The sequence below is a fragment of the Saccharopolyspora sp. 6M genome (genome assembly GCF_020176775.1).
Taxonomy (GTDB): domain Bacteria; phylum Actinomycetota; class Actinomycetes; order Mycobacteriales; family Pseudonocardiaceae; genus Saccharopolyspora_C; species Saccharopolyspora_C gregorii.
In genome coordinates, this window is sequence record NZ_JAIUJZ010000068.1 from 52,032 (window position 1) to 71,651 (window position 19,620).

The 19,620-nt window shown below is 69.3% G+C and carries 20 protein-coding genes and 2 pseudogenes; 9 read left to right on the top strand and 13 right to left on the bottom strand.

Annotated elements, in window-relative coordinates; genetic code table 11:
• Positions 1–46 precede the first annotated feature (46 nt).
• Complete coding sequence (locus LCD31_RS29035; protein WP_255615271.1) at positions 47–178, top strand: hypothetical protein; 132 nt, start codon at positions 47–49, stop codon at positions 176–178.
• 5 nt (positions 179–183) lie between these two features.
• Here the strand turns inward: LCD31_RS29035 and LCD31_RS11460 are convergent, their stop codons facing one another.
• A complete protein-coding gene (locus LCD31_RS11460; protein ID WP_224957875.1) occupies positions 184–1,785 on the bottom strand; it encodes a CdaR family transcriptional regulator in 1,602 nt (533 codons plus the stop codon).
• 884 nt (positions 1,786–2,669) lie between these two features.
• Between LCD31_RS11460 and LCD31_RS29750 the strand changes: the two genes are divergently transcribed.
• The 6 genes and pseudogenes from LCD31_RS29750 to LCD31_RS11480 all read left to right on the top strand — a co-directional run bounded on the left by LCD31_RS29750 (position 2,670) and on the right by LCD31_RS11480 (position 5,996).
• Positions 2,670–3,002 carry an inorganic diphosphatase gene (locus LCD31_RS29750; protein WP_224957877.1) on the top strand — a complete coding sequence of 111 codons (333 nt, stop codon included), beginning with the start codon at positions 2,670–2,672 and terminating at the stop codon, positions 3,000–3,002.
• Positions 2,941–3,069 carry a hypothetical protein gene (locus LCD31_RS29040; protein WP_255615272.1) on the top strand — a complete coding sequence of 43 codons (129 nt, stop codon included), beginning with the start codon at positions 2,941–2,943 and terminating at the stop codon, positions 3,067–3,069. The genes LCD31_RS29750 and LCD31_RS29040 overlap by 62 nt, the downstream gene beginning before the upstream one ends.
• Positions 3,070–3,252: 183 nt before the next feature.
• Positions 3,253–3,711 (top strand): annotated as a pseudogene (locus LCD31_RS29045) (cation:proton antiporter); the annotation flags it as partial.
• Between the two features lie 31 nt (positions 3,712–3,742).
• Positions 3,743–4,888: a cation:proton antiporter gene (locus LCD31_RS11470; RefSeq protein WP_308015839.1), complete on the top strand. Its 1,146-nt coding sequence runs from the start codon at positions 3,743–3,745 to the stop codon at positions 4,886–4,888.
• A 92-nt stretch (positions 4,889–4,980) separates the two neighbouring features.
• Positions 4,981–5,352, top strand: a complete 372-nt coding sequence (locus tag LCD31_RS11475; RefSeq protein ID WP_224957879.1) for a hypothetical protein — start codon at positions 4,981–4,983, stop codon at positions 5,350–5,352.
• A 194-nt stretch (positions 5,353–5,546) separates the two neighbouring features.
• A complete protein-coding gene (locus tag LCD31_RS11480) occupies positions 5,547–5,996 on the top strand; it encodes a DUF1931 family protein (RefSeq protein WP_224957881.1) in 450 nt (149 codons plus the stop codon).
• A gap of 62 nt (positions 5,997–6,058) precedes the next feature.
• Here the strand turns inward: LCD31_RS11480 and clpB are convergent, their stop codons facing one another.
• The 11 genes from clpB to LCD31_RS11530 form a co-directional block, all read right to left on the bottom strand.
• On the bottom strand, positions 6,059–8,689 hold the full coding sequence (clpB, locus tag LCD31_RS11485; protein ID WP_224957883.1) for an ATP-dependent chaperone ClpB: 2,631 nt from the start codon (positions 8,687–8,689) through the stop codon (positions 6,059–6,061).
• Positions 8,680–9,039 (bottom strand): chaperone modulator CbpM, encoded by a 360-nt coding sequence (locus LCD31_RS11490; RefSeq protein WP_224957885.1) that lies wholly within the window; start codon positions 9,037–9,039, stop codon positions 8,680–8,682. Before LCD31_RS11490 ends, clpB begins: the two co-directional genes overlap by 10 nt.
• Positions 9,040–9,041: 2 nt before the next feature.
• Positions 9,042–9,971 (bottom strand): DnaJ C-terminal domain-containing protein, encoded by a 930-nt coding sequence (locus LCD31_RS11495; RefSeq protein WP_224957887.1) that lies wholly within the window; start codon positions 9,969–9,971, stop codon positions 9,042–9,044.
• A 5-nt stretch (positions 9,972–9,976) separates the two neighbouring features.
• Positions 9,977–10,492 (bottom strand): nucleotide exchange factor GrpE, encoded by a 516-nt coding sequence (locus tag LCD31_RS11500; protein WP_224957890.1) that lies wholly within the window; start codon positions 10,490–10,492, stop codon positions 9,977–9,979.
• Between the two features lie 8 nt (positions 10,493–10,500).
• Positions 10,501–12,411, bottom strand: coding sequence for a molecular chaperone DnaK (gene dnaK, locus LCD31_RS11505; RefSeq protein WP_224957891.1), 1,911 nt, complete (start codon positions 12,409–12,411; stop codon positions 10,501–10,503).
• 34 nt (positions 12,412–12,445) lie between these two features.
• Positions 12,446–12,976: a general stress protein gene (locus LCD31_RS11510; protein ID WP_224957893.1), complete on the bottom strand. Its 531-nt coding sequence runs from the start codon at positions 12,974–12,976 to the stop codon at positions 12,446–12,448.
• An 831-nt stretch (positions 12,977–13,807) separates the two neighbouring features.
• The gene (locus tag LCD31_RS11515; protein WP_224957895.1) at positions 13,808–14,938 is read right to left on the bottom strand and encodes a hypothetical protein; all 1,131 of its coding nucleotides are present in this window, start codon (positions 14,936–14,938) and stop codon (positions 13,808–13,810) included.
• Between the two features lie 603 nt (positions 14,939–15,541).
• The gene (locus tag LCD31_RS29050; RefSeq protein ID WP_255617045.1) at positions 15,542–15,670 is read right to left on the bottom strand and encodes a hypothetical protein; all 129 of its coding nucleotides are present in this window, start codon (positions 15,668–15,670) and stop codon (positions 15,542–15,544) included.
• Positions 15,671–16,519: 849 nt separating this feature from the next.
• Positions 16,520–16,699: a hypothetical protein gene (locus LCD31_RS11520; protein ID WP_224957898.1), complete on the bottom strand. Its 180-nt coding sequence runs from the start codon at positions 16,697–16,699 to the stop codon at positions 16,520–16,522.
• Positions 16,700–17,539: 840 nt separating this feature from the next.
• Entirely contained in the window at positions 17,540–17,896 is a 357-nt protein-coding gene (locus LCD31_RS11525; RefSeq protein ID WP_224957899.1) for a hypothetical protein, read from the bottom strand.
• A 1-nt stretch (position 17,897) separates the two neighbouring features.
• Positions 17,898–18,317 carry a TetR/AcrR family transcriptional regulator gene (locus LCD31_RS11530; RefSeq protein ID WP_224957900.1) on the bottom strand — a complete coding sequence of 140 codons (420 nt, stop codon included), beginning with the start codon at positions 18,315–18,317 and terminating at the stop codon, positions 17,898–17,900.
• Positions 18,318–18,864: 547 nt separating this feature from the next.
• Between LCD31_RS11530 and LCD31_RS11535 the strand changes: the two are divergent.
• A pseudogene (locus tag LCD31_RS11535) lies at positions 18,865–18,999 on the top strand (TetR family transcriptional regulator); the annotation flags it as partial.
• 169 nt (positions 19,000–19,168) lie between these two features.
• Positions 19,169–19,363, top strand: a complete 195-nt coding sequence (locus LCD31_RS11540; RefSeq protein WP_224957904.1) for a hypothetical protein — start codon at positions 19,169–19,171, stop codon at positions 19,361–19,363.
• Between the two features lie 73 nt (positions 19,364–19,436).
• Here LCD31_RS11540 and LCD31_RS11545 read toward each other — a convergent pair.
• Positions 19,437–19,620, bottom strand: a 184-nt coding sequence (locus LCD31_RS11545) for an ATP-binding protein (protein ID WP_255623144.1), incomplete at its 5' end; no start/stop codon positions are given.

Genomic DNA, 19,620 nt, shown 5'->3' on the forward strand with positions numbered 1-19,620 from the left:
CACTGTTCGTGCTGGTCGACTTCTGGGCACCGCTGCAGGCCGGTCCATGCCGGATGTCGGGATCCAGGCCGTGCCGACGCTCCCGCTGCTCAACCGGGATGAGGTTCTCGCGCGCCAGGTGGCGCCGCGGCTGCGCAAGCGGGCCGAGCAGGGTATCGGCGTGCAGTCGTTGCGCTGACTGGCTCAGGACGGGGTGTCTAGAACCCGCCAGGCGCGGGTCGCCACGTGCATGTTGAGGCGGTTGTCGACGTCGCTCAGGTCGATGCCGGAGATCTCCCGGATCCGCCGGAGCCGGTAGCGCAGCGTGCTCCGGTGGATCACCAGCGCCATGGCGGTGGCGTTGTAGTTCCCCCCGCGATCCAGGTAGTGCGACAGCGTGTTCACCAGGTCGGCACGATGGGTGCGGTCGTAGTCGAGGAGCCGACCGATCCACTCTCGCACGAACGTCTCGACGTTCGCTCCGCCCTCCCCCTGGCCGAGGATGCGGTAGAGGCCGATCTCGTCGAAGAAGGTGGTGCCGCAACGCTCCCGCGACTCCTGGCGGATCCGCAAGGCACGCAACGCCTCCCGGTACGACCTGGCGAATTCGGCCGGGGCGTCACAGCGACCACCCACCCCGATCGCCCCGCACTCATCGCCCAGCTCACCCGCGAGCGCGTGGTAGAAGCCCTTGCCGTCTGGGCGGCCGCTGTTGAACAGGACCACGGCGCCCGAACGCCGGGACACCAGGCCCGACATACCGAGCTTTTTCGCGGCGCGCTGAACGGCCGAGGCGACCACGTCATCGGCGCTCGCGTCACGCCACTGGACCGCGAGCGCGTAGTGCGGCCCGTGGAGGTTGTGGCCGACCGCCTCGGAACGGGCGAACACGCTGTCGTCCTCGACGCCGGCAACAAGATCCTCGACGAGGTCCCGGCGCAGCCGAAGCTCGGTTTCGGCGAGGTTGCGGGCGTGGGTGAGCACCAGGGCGAGCGCCATCGCTGCATGCTCCATCGCATAGGCGACGTGCGGGTCAACGGTCGGCTCCGGATCGATCAGCGCGATCACCCCGAGGATCTCGTGCCGGGGCTGGGCGAGGATGACCAACCGGTCCCGGTTGCGGGCCACCCCGTTGCGGGCCGACGCCTGCCGCAGCGTCTCCTCCCGCCGCCCATAGGGCGCGGAGTAGGGGTGCGACTCGGCCGGGCCCGCCCACGACAGCAGGTTGCCGAACCGGTCCTCGATCGCGACCGGCCTGCCGGTGAGCGTGTGCAGGGCGGCGGCGATGTCGGCCGTATCGCCATTGGTGGCCGTGATCCGGGTGAAGGTCTCGTGGATGGTCGCGCGACGCTGCAAGTCGTCGACCGTGGTCTTGAGATGCTGGTTCATCGTCGCCAGGTCCTCGCTGAGCCGGCTCAGCTGCCGGGCGTGGTCTCGCTCGTACAGGAACGACGCGTTGGCCAGGGCCGCAGCCGTGTGCTGGGCGAGGACGTGGAACAGGGACAGCTCGGAGGGCGCCGGCTCGTGCTCACCGGTGAGCACGAGGTAGCCGGTGAGCCCGTCCGGGCTCCGCAGGCCGAAGGCCCAGGCCCAGTTCGCCTCCGACCCCAGGACCGGGCCGTCCTCACCCCGCAGCGCCGCGAGCTGGTCGGCGAGGACGCTCGAAGCCTCGTGCCCGGCAGACGGAACGGCCACCAGCTCCCCGGAACTCAACAGGAACGCGGCGGACGCATGGAAGGCGCCCAGCTCGGGAACCGACGACATGGCTAAGCGAAGAATGCCCTCCTCATCCCGGCTCTCGAACATCGCCCTCGACCGTTCCAACATCCGGTGGAGCTCGGAGCTGAGCACTGCCTCTTGTTGGCCAGTGTGCGGCTTCGGGGAGGTGTGCGAGATCTTCATACGAATTCCCCTAGCGACATGCTCTGCGCCGTCAACGGTACGGCGGAATCGGAAGATTCGCTTGGCACGCGCGGTCGATCGCATCGCCAGGTTCGATCGCACCGAACTTTCGGCCACGGGAGCGGACGCGCCCGCCCCTGCGCTCGCGGGAACGTGGCCTCATCGAACCGGAGCGAATCCGCGGCGACCGTCAGGTGCCGCCCGCGTGCGGAATCTGAACGGGGGACGTCAGGACATCCAGATGCGACCCAAAAGACCGCTGATGACCGGTCATGCGATTCGGTCACTTCCGAGGGCAGGCCGACCGAACAGGCGGCTACACGCCGATCTTCGCACGATCGCGAGCCGTGGTGACCCGCAACGAAGGCCGCCGGGGGTGGGCAGGCCGACGAAGTGGTCATCACCCCGTCGCTCAACCCACCGCCGCGCGGCGAGATCAAGTACAACGCACACCGCACGGCGGGCCCGCAGGCACCGACGTCACGAGTTGGATCGACCCACCCGTGTCAACGAACTGGTGGAAGGCTCCGCAGAAAGACCTACGCCCGGCCGAGGTCAGCGGCGGGCGACTACGCCCCCTTCCCGGCGCCTACGTGGACGAGCTCTCCACTGCCCACCGGCGTTGCGATCGACAAGGCTTCCATCAGCTTCCGACTGATCGACGGCGTCGCGGGGGACCTCCACCCCTGGCTGGTCGAGGTCCCGGTGGCTTGCGGGCCCGCCGCGGATGTCCTCCTCTGACAGGCGGAGGATTCCGCGAGTGCGGCGATCGCGTTCGGAGGTGCGGTATGGATCCCGACGTCGTGGTGGAGACGCCGGTCCCGGAACAAGTACGAATGAATCACGAGCGTTGCCGGATCCGGCTGGGCAGCACGTTGCTCACCGCCACGCAGTACCCTGCGGACTACGGTTTCGTCCCCCACACCTGTGCCGAGGACGGCGAACCGCTGGACCCGCTCGTACTCGTCACCAGTAACACCTCCCGAACGGCCAAGTCGCGGGACCCGTGGTGGGCGTTTTCCGGATACGCGACCAGAACGGGGCACACGCGAAGCTGTTGTGCGTACCCGCCAGGAACACATCGCCGACGTGCCCGACCGGCCCTGGCGCTCGGTGGCTGAGATCGGGCGCTTCTTCGCGGTGTACAAGGCCATCGAGCCGGGCAAGTGCGCCGAGGTGCGCAGCTGACAGGACCGCGCCTTTGCCGAGCAGAGCGTGCGGGCGGCCTACGCCAGGTTCGAGCGCTGAGCGGTCCTCGCGCCCCGGACTCCCGTGGAGGTCATCATGCCCGAGCTGCCCAAGCTGATAGCGCTGGCGATCGGGGCGCTGAGCATCACTGCCCTGGCCCGGCGGTTCAGACTTTCCGAGCCGATGGCCCTGGTCCTGGCCGGGCTGGTGGCGTCGTTCGTCCCGGGACTGCCGGACTACCGGCTGGACCCCGATGTGATGCTGGTGTTGGTCCTACCGCCCCTGCTGTACTCGGCCGCGCTGAGCAGCTCCTACGTCGGCATCCGCGCCCACCTGCGCCCGATCGCGCTGCTAGCGGTCGGACTCGTGCTGTTCGCGACGGCCGTCGTCGGTGCGGTGGCGTGGTGGGCGGTGCCGGGGATCCCGCTCAGCGCCGCGTTCGTGCTCGGCGCGGTGGTGGCGCCACCGGACGCGGTCGCCGCCACGGCGATCGGCCGCAGGCTGGGCCTGCCGCGTCGGATCATGACGGTCCTCAACGGGGAGAGCCTGGTCAACGACGCCACCGCGCTCACCGCCTACCGGGTAGCCGTGGCAGCCGCCGTGGGGACCGGTTCCTCGCTGTTGGAAGGTGTCGGCGTGTTCGTGCTGGGGGCCGCGGGCGGGCTGGCGATCGGTGCCGTCGCTGGCTGGGTCGTGCACCGCGCGCCTGATTCTCGAGGACGGGACGCTGGAAAGTGCCGTCGGACTACTCGTGCCGTACGCGACCTACCTGGTGGCCGAGCAGGCGCACGCTTCGGGAGTCTTGGCGGTGGTGGTCGCGGGGCTGTTCCTCAGCCACCGCTCGCACCAGGGCAGTGCAGCCACCCGCGTGCAGGACCAAGCGGTGTGGCGAGCCGTGACCACGCTGCTGGAAGCGGTCGTGTTCGCGCTCATCGGGCTGCAGCTGCGCACCGTGGTGGACGGGGTCTCACAGGACCTCGAACGATTGGTCGTCACCGGTATCGTGTTGACTGCCGTGGCCGTGCTGGCCCGGGCGGCGTGGGTCTTCGGGGTCATGTACGTCCCCGAGCGGCTGTTCGGCGGGCACGACCCCATGCCGTCGCAGTACGCGGTCATCGTGTCCTGGTCCGGCATGCGGGGCGTCGTCTCGCTGACCGCCGCGTTCGCGATCCCGGCCGTCACGGTCGCGGGGGCACCGTTCCCGTTCCGGGCAGAGCTGATGTTCCTGGCCTTCTTCGTCACCCTGGCAACGCTCCTGCTGCACGGCCTGACCCTCCCCTGGCTCATCCGTCGGCTGCGGGCCACCGGGGATGAACCTGAGGGGGACGCACTGGTGCAGGCGCAAGCCCTGCGCGAGGCAGCGCGGGTGGGCCTCGAACGGCTGGAGGTGCTACTGGCCGAGACCCAGCCGCCCGAGGAGATCGCCGAGGACCTGCGCCGTGCCGCCCGCAGGCGCAGCGCCACCAGGCGTGGGAGCGGCTGGGGCGGAGCGCGGACGAACTCGGCGACAGTCCGTCCGCGGTCTACTGGCGGCTGCGCGCGGAGATGCTCGCCGCTGAGCGGGCGGCACTGGTCCAGATACGCGACGAACACCGGCTGGACGACGAAATCCTGCGCCCGATCCTGCACGAAATCGACCTGGAGGAACTCATGCTCCAGCACTCCTGACCGACCACATCGCCCTGGCGGGTTGAGAAGCGGCCGGGAATTCACCGCCCCAAGCCGAAGCCGCTCCGGAACAGCAGGCGCGAGGATGGCCTGCGGCACCGCCGGAGCGGTAGGCGGGCTTTGCCGACCTTGCCGGGAGGTAGCAGAATGAAGGCGGTTCGCCTGCGGCGCAGCGGTGCGCAGCCAGAGGTCGAAGACGCACCTGGCCCTGCCGTGGCGCACCCGTTAAACGTCCTTGTCGAGGTGGACGCTACAGATCTGATCGTCGACCGGTGGATCGGACTGACCGATGCGCCGTCGCCGCACGCGCTCGGCCACGGAACCGCGGGCCGGGTCCTCGACATCGGGCCCGGGGGCGGCCAACCCGACCCGGTGACCTGCTGCACCCGCGGCCGAAGTGCGGCTCTGGCGGTGCTCAGCGGGGACGCGGTAGGTCTGCTCGGAATCCAAGGTGTGCTGGCGCGCGCTCCGGCCGAGGTCGAGGTCAGCGACGTGTCGGACTGGGGCTCGGGTGGTCCGGGGCCGGAGAACGACCACGCCGGTGGCCAGCGCGTGGAGGAGATGCTCGACCGAACGTCGGGCCGGGGTGCCAACGTGGTCATCGCAGGCTGGTAGGCCACCACCGCGACCTGGCCCTGGTATCCGAGAGGAAGGCCCGCACGGAGGTGTCAGGTGGCGGGATACCACCCCGAAAGAGTCACCGAGACCGTCGCAGCCCTGTCGCGGGACGCGCGGATGTTCCGTGCTCGTTTCCGGCCTCGGTGTGAGCCGGTGATCTGTTCGTGCGTTCCAGAAGAGAGGTGATGGACATGGCGGTCATGGGTGTGAGCAAGTTCCAGCGGTTCTTCCGCTCGACGGCCGGGCTGAACGTCGACAAGAACGACCTCAAGCGCTACAACGACTTCGTCAACGACAAGATCTACGACCTGTGCATCATCGGCCGCAACGCGGCCAAGGCCAACGGTCGTGACGTGATGAGCGTGGCTGACCTCCCGGTGACCAAGGGTCTGCAGGAGTGCGTTCACGCCTTCCAGAAGGTGGAGGAGGAGATCGAGGTCAAGCCCCTCCTCGAGCACATCACCGCCCGGCCGGTACTGGAGGTGGAGCTGGGCGAGGGGGTGCTGGAGCGACTGCCGCTGGTCGCAGGCGGGATCAGCGTGGCGCTCGCCCGCTCCTTCAAGATCGTCGACCCGGCGGTGAAGAACCCGGCGACCGAGGAGTGGGAGCGGGCGTTCGAGCTGTTCCACCTCCTGCTCTAGGAGTTCGGCCGAGAGAACCGGGGAGGTCCGGAGTGGACTCCCCGGTTCTCGTCAGGCGGGTTTCAGGCGGCTTGCGCGTGCAGGGCGTCAGCCTCGTACTCCACTCGTAGCTCGCCGTCCCGGGCCGAGACGACCACGGTGCCGCCTTCCTGGAAGTCGCCGCGCAGCAACGCCCGCCCGATCCTGGTCTCCACTTCGTGGGCGATGAAGCGGCGCAGCGGGCGGGCGCCGTAAACGGGGTCGAATCCCTGCTCGGCGATGAGCCGCCGGGCCTCCTCGGTGACCCGCAGCGTGGTGCGCCGCTCGGAGAGGCGGGCCCGCAGGTCCTCGAACTGCAGCTGCACGATCTTCTCGATCTGGGGCAGCGATAGCGGGCGGAAGAGCACGATGTCGTCGATCCGGTTGAGGAACTCGGGGCGGAAGTGCCGGCGCAGGTCGTCCAGGACCCGCTCCCGCGCGTCGGGCTTGATCTCGCCCTCCTCGACGCCGTCGAGCAAGTACTCCGATCCGATGTTGGAGGTCATGATGATGACGGTGTTGCGGAAGTCGACGGTGCGCCCCTGGGCGTCGGTGATCCGGCCGTCGTCGAGCACTTGCAGCAGGGTGTTGAAGACCTCCGGGTGCGCTTTCTCGATCTCGTCGAAGAGCACCACCGAGTACGGCTTGCGCCGCACCGCCTCGGTGAGCTGTCCCCCTTCCTCGTAGCCGACGTAGCCGGGCGGGGCGCCCATGAGCCGACTGACGGTGTGCCGTTCCTGGTACTCACTCATGTCCAGGCGGACCATGTTCTCCTCGGTGTCGAACAAGGTGGCGGCCAGCGTCTTCGCCAGCTCGGTCTTGCCGACACCGGTCGGGCCGAGGAACACGAACGAGCCGATGGGCCTGTAGGGGGCGCGGATGCCCGAGCGAGCGCGAATGATCGCGTCGGCGACGAGCTGGACGGCCTCGTCCTGGCCGATGACCCGCTCCCGCAAGATCTCGTCGAGGCGCAGCAGTTTCTCCCGCTCGCCCTCTTGGAGCCGGGCGACGGGGATGCCCGTCCAAGCAGCCACGATCTCAGCGATCTCTTCTGCTGTGACGACCTCCCGCAACAGCTGGTGCTCGCCCTGCTTGGAAGCAAGCTGCTCTTCCTCGGCCCCGAGCCTGCGCTCCAGCTCGGTGATCCGGCCGTAGCGCAGCTCGGCTGCGCGGTTGAGGTCGTAGTTGCGCTCGGCGTCGTCGGCCTCGCGGCGCAGTTGCTCGAGATCCTGGCGCAGCTCCTGCACGCGCCGGATCGCGCGCCGCTCGGCCTCCCATTGCGCGTGCTTGGCGTCGGTCTCGGTGCGCAGGTCGGCAAGTTCCTTGCGCAGCTCGTCCAGCCTGGACATGCTGGCCGGATCGGTCTCCTTGGACAGCGCGGCCTCCTCGATCTCCAGCCGCGTAACCCGGCGGGTGAGCTCGTCGAGTTCGGCGGGCATGGAGTCGATCTCGGTGCGCAGCCGGGCGCAGGCCTCGTCGACGAGGTCGATGGCCTTGTCGGGCAGGAACCGGTCACTGATGTAGCGGTGGCTCAGCGTCGCCGCCGCGACCAGCGCGCCGTCCTGGATCTTGACGCCGTGAAAGACCTCCAGGCGTTCCCGCAGCCCCCGCAAGATCGAGACGCTGTCCTCGACCGACGGTTCGTCGACCAGCACGATCTGGAACCGCCGTTCCAGTGCCGCGTCGGTCTCGATTCGCTTGCGGTACTCGTCTAGCGTGGTCGCGCCGATCATGTGGAGCTCGCCGCGGGCGAGCATCGGTTTGAGCATGTTGCCCGCGTCCATCGCGCCCTCGGCGGCGCCGGCGCCGACCACGGTGTGCAGCTCGTCAACGAACAACAGGATGCGGCCCTCGGCGGCCTTCACCTCGCCGAGCACGGCCTTGAGCCGTTCCTCGAACTCACCGCGATACTTGGCACCGGCCACCAGCGCACCCATGTCGAGGGCGAACACGGTCTTGTCCCGCAGCCCTTCCGGCACGTCGCCGTGCACGATGCGCTGCGCCAGGCCCTCCACGATCGCGGTCTTCCCGACGCCGGGATCACCGATGAGCACCGGATTGTTCTTCGACTTGCGGCTCAGGATCTGGACGACCCGCCGGATCTCGGCGTCACGGCCGATCACCGGGTCGAGGGTGCCCTTGCGGGCCTCGTTGACGAGGTCGCGGCCGTACTTCTCCAGAGCTTCGTAGGAGTTCTCCGGCGTGGCTGAGGTGACCCGCTGGCTGCCTCGGATCTCGGTCAGCGCGTTCAGGAACGACTCGCGGGTGATACCGTGCTCGGACAGCCGCCGACCCGCCCTGCTCGACGAGCCTTCCTCGGCCATTGCCAGCAGCAGGTGCTCCACCGAAACGTACTCGTCCTTGAGCCGCCTGGACTCCCGCTCGGCGGCGTCGAGCAGTCTGGACGACCGCTGGCTGACGTAGACCTGCCCGGGCTGCGCGCCCGGACCGGTGACCTTGGGCAGTTGCGAGAGGTCCTTCTCGACGTCGTCACGCAGGACGCCGGGATCGGCGCCGACCCGTTCGACCACGCGCGGCACGATTCCCTCGGACTGGTCGAGTAGCGCCAGCAGCAAGTGCTCGCCGTCCACTTCGGTGTGGCCGTGCTCGGTCGCGATGGTCTGCGCCGCCTGCAGCGCCTCCTGCGACTTCTGGGTCAGCCGGTTCATGTCCATCGTGGATCACCTCCTGTCCCGCCTCGGGCGGTGGGGCGGGATCGGAGTGCGGTTTCCATCCGGTCGATTCGGTCGAGCAGGTCCAGCACCAGCCCGATCGCTGCGTAGTTGAGCGAGAGCCCGGCCCGCAGCCGCTGAATACGGGCGAGTACCAGGGGCGCGCTCTCGACGAACCACGGCGTCCCGTCGGCGTCGTAGGACGCTTCCAGCAGGCTCAGGGCCACGAACCGCCGGACCAGGTCGGGGTGCATTCCGGCCTGTGCTGCGGTGGTGTCCAGGCTGAGCCGGTGCGGACGGGCGAGCGCGTAGCCGGGCCCGCCGGGACCCCGTTGCCGAGACGGATTGCTCATGATCACCTCCGGGGGTCGAAAGTGGATTCGGTGGCCAGCTGCTCGAACAGCTCCCGCTCGCGTGCGGTCGGTGTCGTCGGCACCATCACGCGCAGCTCGGCGTAGAGATCGCCGGGGGTGCCGCGCGGGTGGGGCATGCCTTCGCCGCGCAGCCGCAGCCGTCGGCCGCTGGAGGAGCCCGCCGGGACGGTCACCTTCGTCTCCCCACCTGGCGTAGTGAGCGGGACGGTGGCGCCCAACGCCGCTTCCCAGGGCGTGACTGGCAGGTCGACGTGGATATCGCGACCCGACAATCGGTAGCGGGGGTGCGGGGCGATCCGGACGCGCAGGTAGAGGTCACCGGAGGGGCCATCGCCGCTGCCCCGGCCGCCCTGCCCGGCCAGCCGGATGCGCTGGCCATCGACGGCGCCGCGCGGCACGGTCACCCGGTACTCCCTGGTTCCCTCGGGGCCGGACAACGTGATCGTGCGGGTGCCGCCGCGGTAGGCCTCCTCGACGGTCAGCTCCAACTCGGCTTCCTGGTCGGCCCCGGGAATGGGACCGGCCGCGCCGCGGGCGCCGAAGATACTGCCGAACAGGTCCTCGAAGTCGACCTCTCCCCCACCCGTGGTGAAGTGCACGTTCCGGCTCCCACCAGTGCCACGGGTGCGCCAGGTGCCTCCAGGGCCGGTGCCGGCACCCGCGCCGACACGTTCCTCCCAATCTTCCGGAACGGACCGGAAGTCCGGGCCGAAGCGGTCGTAGCGCTTGCGGAGGTCCGGATCCGACAGCACATCGTAGGCCTCGTTGATCTCCTTAAACCGCTCCTCGGCCTCCGGGGCGGAGTTCACGTCGGGGTGGTGGCGACGTGCCAGCTTGCGGTAGGCCTGCTGGATCTCGTCCTGGCTCGCGCCGCGGGACACCCCCAGCACCTCGTAGTAGTCGCGCGCCATGGCGCTCACCCCGACTGCCTCGTGACGCTGACCGCGGTGGGCCGCAGCTGGTTATCCGGCTCGCCGTAGCCGGGACGCCGGACGCCGACGACGATGCCGGGTTCAGCATCGGAGTCGGACACGACGTCGACCACCTCGTGGCGGCTCGGGTCGAACGGGACGCCGACCTCCTCCTGACGCGGGTAGCCGAGCCGGGCCAGGAGGTCCACCGCCTGGTCCCGGACGGCCCGCACGCCGTCGACGATGGACTCGGGGTCGGCCTCGGCGTGCTCGAGCGCCAGTTCGAGGTTGTCCAGCACCGGCAGCCACGCCGCGGTGGCTTTCGCTCGCTCCTCGGCGCGCACCAGTCCCAGCTCGCGCACGTGACGCTTGCGCGCGTTGTCCAAGTCGGCCAAGGCGCGCCGGAGGCGGTCCTCCAGCTCGGCGGCGTTGGGCCTGACCGCTTCAGCTTCCTCCGGCTGCTCGGCCTGCTGTGCCTGCTCGTCGGATTCGGTGTCGTGTTCGTGCGGTGATGTTGTCATGCCGGGCCTCACGTCCGTTCGAAGTCGGCGTCCACGACGTCGTCATCGCCGCCACCTTCTTCGGAGCCGCCCGTCGCATCGCTGGTCGCGCTCGCGGCACCGGCACCGGCACCGGCACCGGCACCGGCACCGTAGGTTGACAGTCCCTGGTAGATCTGGCGCAGGTCGTCGGTCAGCGGCCGGGCCCGCTCCGGCGACGCCTCGTCGCGGACTGCCTCGCGCGCCTCGTTGACCAGCATCTCGGCCCGAGCCCGCTCGTTCACCGGTGCCGCGTCGCCGAGCTCCTGCAGCCGCTTCTCCACCTGGTAGGCGGCCGAATCGAGTTCGTTGCGGGTCTCCACGGCGGCGCGCAGCTGCTGGTCCTCGTCGCGGTTGCGCTCGGCTTCGGAGACCATCCGCTCCACCTCGCCCTTGTCGAGGTTGGAGCTGTCGCTGATGGTGATGCTCTGCTGGGCGCCGGTGTCCTTGTCCTTCGCGGTGACGCTGAGGATGCCGTTGGCATCGACGTCGAAGGTGACCTCGACCTGCGGTTCGCCGCGCGGAGCCGGCCGAATGTTCTCCAGCCGAAACCGGCCGAGCACCCGGTTGTCGGCGGCCCGCTCGCGTTCGCCCTGCAGCACTACGATGTCCACCGCGGACTGGTTGTCCTCAGCGGTGGAGAAAACCTCGGTGCGCCGTGCCGGGATCGTGGTGTTGCGCTCGATGAGCTTGGTCATGACGCCGCCGCGGGTCTCCACCCCGAGTGATAGCGGTGTGACGTCGAGCAGCAGGACGTCCTGGACGTCACCCTTGAGCACACCGGCCTGCACCGCTGCGCCCAGCGCGACGACCTCGTCCGGGTTCACGCTCATGTTCGGGTCTTTGCCCCCGGTGAGCTTGCGCACGAGCGCCTGCACGACTGGGATCCGGGTGGAACCGCCGACCAGGATGACCTCGTCGATGTCGTTCTCGGTGACCTTGGCATCGCCCATCGCGCGCTTGACCGGGTCCAGGCACCGCTCGACCAGGTCGGAGGTCAGCTGCTCGAATGTCGAACGCATGATCGTGGACTGCAGGTGCTTGGGACCGGCGGCGTCGGCGGTGATGAACGGCAGGCTCACCTGGGTCTGCGACACCGAGCTGAGCTCGACCTTGGCCTTCTCCGCAGCCTCGAAGAGCCGTTGCAGCGCCTGTGGGTCGTTGCGCAGGTCGATGCCGTTGTCGCGCTGGAACTCGTCGGCGAGGTGGTCGACGAGCCTGCGGTCGAAATCGTCGCCGCCGAGGTGGCCATCACCGGCGGTGGAGCGGACCTCCACGACGCCGTCGCCCACGTCGAGGAGGCTGACGTCGAAGGTACCGCCACCGAGGTCGAAGACCAGCACGGTCTCGTGCCCACGCTTGTCCAGCCCGTAGGCCAGTGCAGCTGCGGTCGGCTCGTTGATGATCCGCAGGACCTCCAAACCCGCGATGCGCCCAGCGTCCTTGGTGGCGGTGCGCTGGGCGTCGTTGAAGTAGGCGGGCACGGTGATGACGGCCTCGGTGACCTTCTCGCCCAGGGACTTGCCCGCGTCGTCGGCGAGCTTGCGCAGGACCTGCGCGCTGATCTCCTCCGGCGCGTACTGCTTGCCCCGGACTTCGAAGCGCGCGACACCGTTGTCGCCCTCGACGACGTCGAAGCCGACCGCGTCTATTTCGTCGGTGACCTCCTCGAAGCGGCGACCGATGAAGCGCTTCGCCGAGTAAATCGTGCCCTTCGGGTTGAGGATCGCCTGCCTGCGTGCCAGCTGGCCCACGAGGCGCTCACCGGAGTCGGTGAACGCGACGACGGACGGCGTCGTCCGCGAGCCCTCGGCGTTCGGGATGACCGAGGGTTCACCGCCCTCCCAAGCGGCGATCACGGAGTTGGTGGTGCCGAGATCGATACCGACTGCTTTGGCCATGACGTTCTCCTGCCAACGAATGCGGGCGCGGTGGTCAGTCGACGGCACCGCTCGCCTGCGGTTTCTGGTGTTGCTGGAGCAGCCTGCTCGCCTCCCCGGCGACCTCGGCGTCGACGAGGACCTCGTACCGGGTGGGCTGCATGATCTGCACTGCGGAGAAATCCCGCCTGCCGCCCTGCGCCGCGTACATCAGCAGACCGATCATGGCCCCGACGATCGCGCCGAAGACGAGTCCGTAGATCGCGAGGGTGAAGCTGGCCAGCAGCGGCTGGATCCAGCTGAAGAGCCCGAAGATCCACCCGATCAGCACGCCGGTCAGCGCGCCGCCACCGGCTCCGTGCAAGGCCGACCTGCCGTAGCTGAGCTTGCCGATGACCTGTTCGACGAACTGAACGTCATGCCCCACGATGGCGACCCGCTCCACCGGGAAGTCCTGGTCGGACAGGTAGTCGACGGCTTGCTCGGCGTCTGCGTAGCGCGTGTAGGAGGCGATCGAACGGCGGTCCGGGGGCTCTGCGAATGGGGCGCCTCCCGCATCGGACGCGCCCGGCTGCTGATCGGACATCACTACTCCACCTAAGCTCGTTCCTCTCACGACGTGCACGGCCAGATGGTGTTCCGCGCCGCTCCCCATCCCACCTTGAGGGCTCGGCGCCTGCTCTCGCGTGCGCCTACGAGGCCGAAATTCGCAGCACGGTTCACCCCACCGGCACAGGTACGGGTCGGACACCGGCGGCGAACTCCAGGGCGAAATACCCTGGTCGTCATCGATCCGTTCGGGCTCCACAACGAACACGATTTGTGGCCACGCTCACGAGCACGGAGCACGACACCGGGAGGCACGGGACTGTGCTGGAAACACCGTTCGCTGCGGTGCGGTAGTCCCCGGCTCGGACGGCGACTCCGTCCACGTACCAGTGGGCATGGTCAGCTTCTCCATACTGTCAACCTCGGTACCGCGTTCACGGATCCTCAGGACGCCACTGGCGACGCACAGATTGGCGCCGGAGAACCTCTTTGATACCCGGATACGCGCCGAACGGATTCACACAGGTGGCCCGCCTACGCGGATACCGCCCGCCGCCCTTTGAAATGACCCGATGCCGGAATTCGCCGACTGATTCAGAAAGAGCTACGTCTTTCAAATCGAATTCAATAACGCGTGCTTGGATTCCCCGTCTAACGCCTGCTCAGGCACGCCCGGCTCTTCGGCCGCGGTCGGCGAGTTCAGGCTGGCGCGGGAGTTCGTCCGGCTCCCTTGACTGAGAAGTATCCATACCACTACGAGAGACACCGCTGCTCCTGGCCGCGGCGGTCAGCGGAAACTGCGGCAAAAGATCTCCCAGCTGGGGTGCGCATCGCGGGCGGGCCACGCCGCCGAACGTCAGAATGAGCCCTAGTGCTGGGATCGCAGGCTCTGCCGACGTTCCTGTTCGCGTTTGCTGTAGGCGGCCTGGCGGACCGCGTCCTCGCTGGCGAACCCGGAGCCGAGGGCACCGGCGATGGTGCCCATCGAGGTGGACAGCCAGGCTACGATCGCGAACTCGTTGAAACCGCTGGGGTGTTGAAGGGTGGCGGTGAGGTAGTCGGGTGGGATCACCACCAGCGCCGAGATCAGGGTGGCCACGAACAACAGCACGTACATGCACAGCACGCCGATCGAAATCGTCAGCGCGGTGGCCGCGTTGTAGACCGCGGCCTCTTCGCGCAGTTGCCGGTCCGAGGGCCGCTCCCACAAGCTGTTGTCGATGATCAGCCAGGCGATCATCGCCAGGACCGCTAGGACGTTGACCAGCGTGAGGCGCCATCCGCTGAACGCGTCAGCGAGCTGCCAGATGTTGGAGTAGAACACCCCGAACGCCGCCCCCGCAGCGGCACCGGCGAGGGCCGGGGACAGGCTCGGCACCAGCCGCCACGGGCGGTTCGCCCGCACCATCCCGGCCAGCAGGCGGAGCCGTCCCCGGGTGCCGGTCAGGGCCAGGTGGGCGTCGATGCCCTCGTCGGTGGAGTCGATGTGCTGCACCGAGGCGCCCGGGCCCAACGCTCGGTGGGCGCGCGGCCCACCCTGATCTTGCCCGTCGGTGCCGCCGTCGCCGAGCGGTTTGTCGATCAGGTGCTCGGCGACCAGGTGCACTATCACCTTGCGCACCTGGCGGCGCAGTCCGATCGCGCCCAACCCGGGCAGTGAGACCAGGCCGAAGCCGGTGACGCGCCCGTAGTCGGAGATTACCGGCTGGGTGCCGGCCCTCCGGGGGAGCTCGGTCACCAGGATCACCAGGTCCCACCTGTGCTCGGCCATCGCGTGTTGGCCGATCTCGACTGAGGGCAGTGTGCCGTGCTCGTCGAGGGTCAACTGTTGCGAGGCGGTCTCGACCCGCCATTGGGCACGGCCGTCGGTCTCGTGTTCAAGCAGGTCGGGCAGCTGTGCGGCGAGGTCGGCGGACAACTCGGCGGGTAGTCCGGGATCGCTGAGCAGGCCTAGCGTCACCGTGGGCGCATCGGCCGTGGCGCCGCTCTGGGTTGCCATCACGTCACCTCCCGTGTGGGTCGAGCGCTGCGGGCTGCTGACCGCCGCGCACCGGCCTGCTCGGGGTACCTCGGGTCAAGGGCTGTTCGGCGATCACGCCCACCGGCTCGCAGCGAGCCGCTTACCCGACCGGACGAAGTCCCGCACGACACCCGCAGCGGCGGAGTTATCCGCAACCCGTCCGCGTTGACCGAGCCACCCGGCAGGGTCAGGGCCTCGAAGTGTCCCCTGGAACGTCGGCGACCAAGAGGTCGACGGTCGAGGTGACGCCTTTGTCGATGCCGGCGTTCACCAACTGAATTCGTCCGGCTCGATCGACAGCATGATCGCCTGCGCTTCGCCTGCTCGACCGCCTGGCGAGGCCGGGGCACTTCGACCTGCTCGCCACCGTCGGTGGCCAGGATCGCGACCTGCCGGCCGCGCCGCTCATCTGCGATTGGAATCACGCCTCCTCATGGTGTGGCGAGAACTACAGGATTCCCCGGTCAGGCCGGGTCGAAACCCTCCGCCGAGTGGTGGTCAACGCGGCTCGGCGGGCGACGCAGGCATCCGCGAGCCAGCTGGAGCGCGGTCTCGGACCACACCACGAACGCGGCGGCGAGCTCAGCGAGCGAAGCGCGAGACGGGGACGCATTCGGCCTGCCCGGCCACGTCGCGGCCGCACACCGCGACCGACAGGCCCTCCACCTGCTGCTCGAGCTGTCCCCGGTCCTGGTCCGAGCAAGCCAGCACCCTGGATCTGATGGGCCTTCACCCGACTGCGCACTGCGGAGGCGACCGGCGTGCACGTACGCGACCAAGTCGGCGGAGACCGACGAGACCGAGGCCGATGCCGCGCGGCAAGCAGGGCTGCCCGTCGAACTCACCGACTCACCCGGACTGCCGTTCCCGGCAACGAGCAGTGCGGCTGGCCGATTAGATCGAGTTCCAGCCGGTCGAATACCTCGCGGACTCGCCCGCGCGGTGCTCGACAACACCGGTTCGGCGGTGTTCGAACACACCGCGCGCTCGACATACCCCGAGGCACCCCTTGCGAGGTCGTCAAGACGGGTGGCACCGTGCGCGCGGACTGGGTGGTCGTGGCCACGCACTACCCGATCCTGGACCGCGGGCTGTGCTTCGCCCAACTGGAGGCCGAGCGCTCGTACTGCATAGCGGCCCGCGTCGGACGGCACGACCCGCTGCCGCTGGCGATCGACACCCCGGCCCCGAAGCGTCGCTGCGCTCAGCCGGCATCCCGCGGGCGAGCACGACGGCCACTTGCCGTATGCGGCGCACGGCGCCACTGGCCGGTCGAGGAGGTCACGCACCGCTGGTCCGCACAGGATCCCCCGACCTACGACCGATTCCCGATGGTACGGCCGCACTACCAGGTTCGACGTGCATATCCTTGAAGGGGATGCGGCGAACGATCCCGCAGGGTTCATGAAGAGCCCGGCGGGTGGTAACACGCACGCGGGGTCGGAGGGCGGCCCGCAGAAACGGGCCGGCTGCAAAACTGGCACCGCGCTGCTGGCCGCCCCTCCCCTGGCGAGGCCGCGTCGCGGCGTGTGCCGCAACGTCGTGACCCGGCGTCGCCGGTCACCAGCGCAAGGCGCTGAGCTCTCGGGTCAGGACGGTGGAGAGCGTTCCGTCGGCGGTGGTCATCAGGTGGCCGACGCCGGGTAGGACCACGCGGTGACCGACGGCGTCGGTGAGCTCGTCGGTGGTGGGGTAGGGCACCTGCGGGTCCAGCGCGCCGTAGGTCAGCAGGACGGGCATGGGGGGGCAGCCAGCGGGCGACGTGGGGCGGGAAGATCGCGTCGTCGGTCAGCGCGAACCGCCGGTTGGGCCCGGCAAGCGATTGGAAGAGCGCGGCGAGCGGCGCCGGCATGGCCGAGGTATCGACCGGGCGGCCGCCGCGCAGGTCCATGACGGCGACGTCGATCGCCCGGTCGACGATCTCGCCTTCCTCCGGTGTCAACTCCCCGGACTCGACGAGTCGCCTGGTCTGATCGTGGAGTTGCATGGCCACGAGGTCCAGGAATCGCAGCGCCTGGGGCTGCAGCAGAACGAGGGCCGCGGCACGGCGGTGGAGCGGAGCCTGCGCGGCCAGCACCAGAGCCGTCATGGCTCCTTCGCTGTGCCCGGCGAGTGCCACCCGGCGCGGCGCCACTTCGATCCGGCGTTGCAGGTAGTCACGGGCGGCTCCGGCTTGCCTGATGAAGGCCGGGTAATCGAGGTCCTGCGGGCGCCCGGCCCACGCCCCCAAGCCCGTGCGGCCGGTGCCGTACTTGTCGAACCGCAGCGTCGCGACCCGATCGCGGTCCAGTACACCGGCGAGATCACGGAGGGTGCCGGGTGTCAGCGAGGGCGGTTGGTTCCCGTCACGATCGGTGGGACCGCTGCCCGGCAGCAGCAGGGCAGCGGGCAAACGCTCTCCGGGGCGCCGTGTCGGCACGTGGAGCGTGCCGTAGGTGGTGGTGCCTTCCACGACGAACGACACCTGCTCATCGTGCGCGGGCAACCAGGTCGCTTCGTGGGCGCTGCCAGCGGCCGGCGGGATCGCGACCGTGACAGCGGCGGTGGAGACCACCGCGAGGATGAACGCGATTCGGGTGATCATCGGCTCGCGGCGTGTTCGATCAGGGCTACGGCCGCACGCGGGTCCTCGACTTCGACCACCAGGCGGGCAAAACGTTCGTCGCCGGTCAACTCCACGACCACGGCCTTCCGCGCGTCGCGCACGGCCCAGAAGACCTTCTCACCGTCCTTGTGGAAGGTGCCCGCCGTGATCAGGCCCGGCACGTGCGTGCCCGGCGCCCGAATCCCCTTGGGCTCGCCCAGAACGCCCGGATCCATCGTGGCGCCCCGCACATGCGCCAGCGGAATGGTCAGCTTGCTCTTGTGCGCCCAGACCTTGTCCAGTCCCGCCATCTCCACGACCAGGTCCTGGCCCTGCACCCTGATTACCGCCACGTCAGATCTCCTTCGCCATCACCGGCCGCCGGCGCAGCCAACGCCCCAGCAGCGCCTCGGTCGCACGCGGATCCCCCGTCGCCTCGTCCAGTTCCGCGAAGATCGACGACACCAGGTCGGCGACCTCGGGATCGTCGAGCGCCCGGTCGACCGCGGCGACCAGCAGCAGGTCCCACTCCGGCACGTGATCCGGTTCGGCCGCCCGGTTCAGGTGCGGGCGAACCTCGTGCTCGATGTGGTGGCGCAACGCCGCCAGGTACAGGCCCCGCTTGCTGCCGAACACGCCGTAAAGGCTGTTGCGGTGCACGCCGAGCCGGGTGACCAGGTCATCGACGGACACCCCGTCGTAGGCGCGGCGCGCGAACAGATCCGCCGCCGCCACCACGACCTCATCCACATCGAAAGACCGCCGCCGCCCCATGCGACGACGCTAGCCCTTTCAGGAACGATCAGTCAAGAACGATCGGTCATGAAAACCACGGGAGCCGACCCGACCCGCAGGAGCCCATGTCGTGGGTCACCGCGTCGGCGGCACCGGCTCACCGGTCCCGCGTTGCGCAGAACCCGGATCCGGTCGGCGTGGACGCGGGTGATCTTCTCCCACTCCCGCGCGGCACCGACGGCCCTCACGCTCGAGCACGGCGATCCGCCTCCGCAGCACCACAAGCCCCCAGCGGGCGAACGCGGCGGCGACGGCGCCCTCGAACGGCGAGGCAGGAGATCGGGCAGTGCGAGTCACGGCCGACACAGGCCTGCCAACACGGGCCGGAGAGGTCAAGGCTCCGTCGCTAGCGGGCGACTGCCCCCTGGCCGCCGTTGCCAGGGATGGAAAAGGGCTCCCGCTTCTCGTGTCGAAGCTAGGCGACAGCGCTCGGCTCGTGCTTCCTCACGAACGATGCCACATCGTGGCGTTCGCCTTGATCGGGCATCAACGGAGGTGGGTGGTCGAGCTCGGATCGCCACCGATGATGCCCGCGGAACGATCCACGGCGCTGCGCGAACGCAAGAAGGCCCGCACGCGGCGTGCGCTCGCGCAGACGGCCGTCGAGTTGTTCACCGAGCGCGGATTCGACGGCACGCCGCTCGACGAGCTGCTCGACGCGGTCGAGGTGTCGCGGCGGACCTTCTTCAGGAATCACCGGTCCAAAGAGGACGTCGCCCTGACCGCGTTCACGGAGTTCTGGGCCACCGCAGCTCGCGCTGGAGGAGACGTCACCGAGGGGCGAGCTCGTCACCGTCATGCGCGACGCCTTGTTGGAGACCCTGCGGCGTATGGACCAGGACTGGTACCGCCGGTCCCCCGCGACCGTACGGCTCAACGAGTCCTCTCCCGCGCTCACCGCGCATTCGCTGCGCGAGGTGCGCGCGGAGATCGCGTGCCGCTTCACGGGGCAGCCCGAACGCGAGCTCGAGCTGCTTCTGGAGTTCTGCCTCGCGGCGTGGCGTCGCGCGCTCGACGAGTGGTAGCCCGAACGCCCGCCGAGCGAGCTCCCGGTGTGCATCGAGCGCGCGTTCGCAGCGATGGAAGGCAGCCTGCGCCTCACGGCGAAGGAAGAGCTGACTGCTGATCGCCCCGTGCGGTCAGCGGGAAGGTCGCGGTGAAGCGGGCTCCTCGGTCGGAGTCGGTGATGGCGAGGGTGCCGTCGTGCAGGTGGGCGATCTCGCGGGCGAGGGCCAGGCCGAGTCCCGCGCCGCCGCGTTCGCGGGCGCGGGCGGTGTCGAGG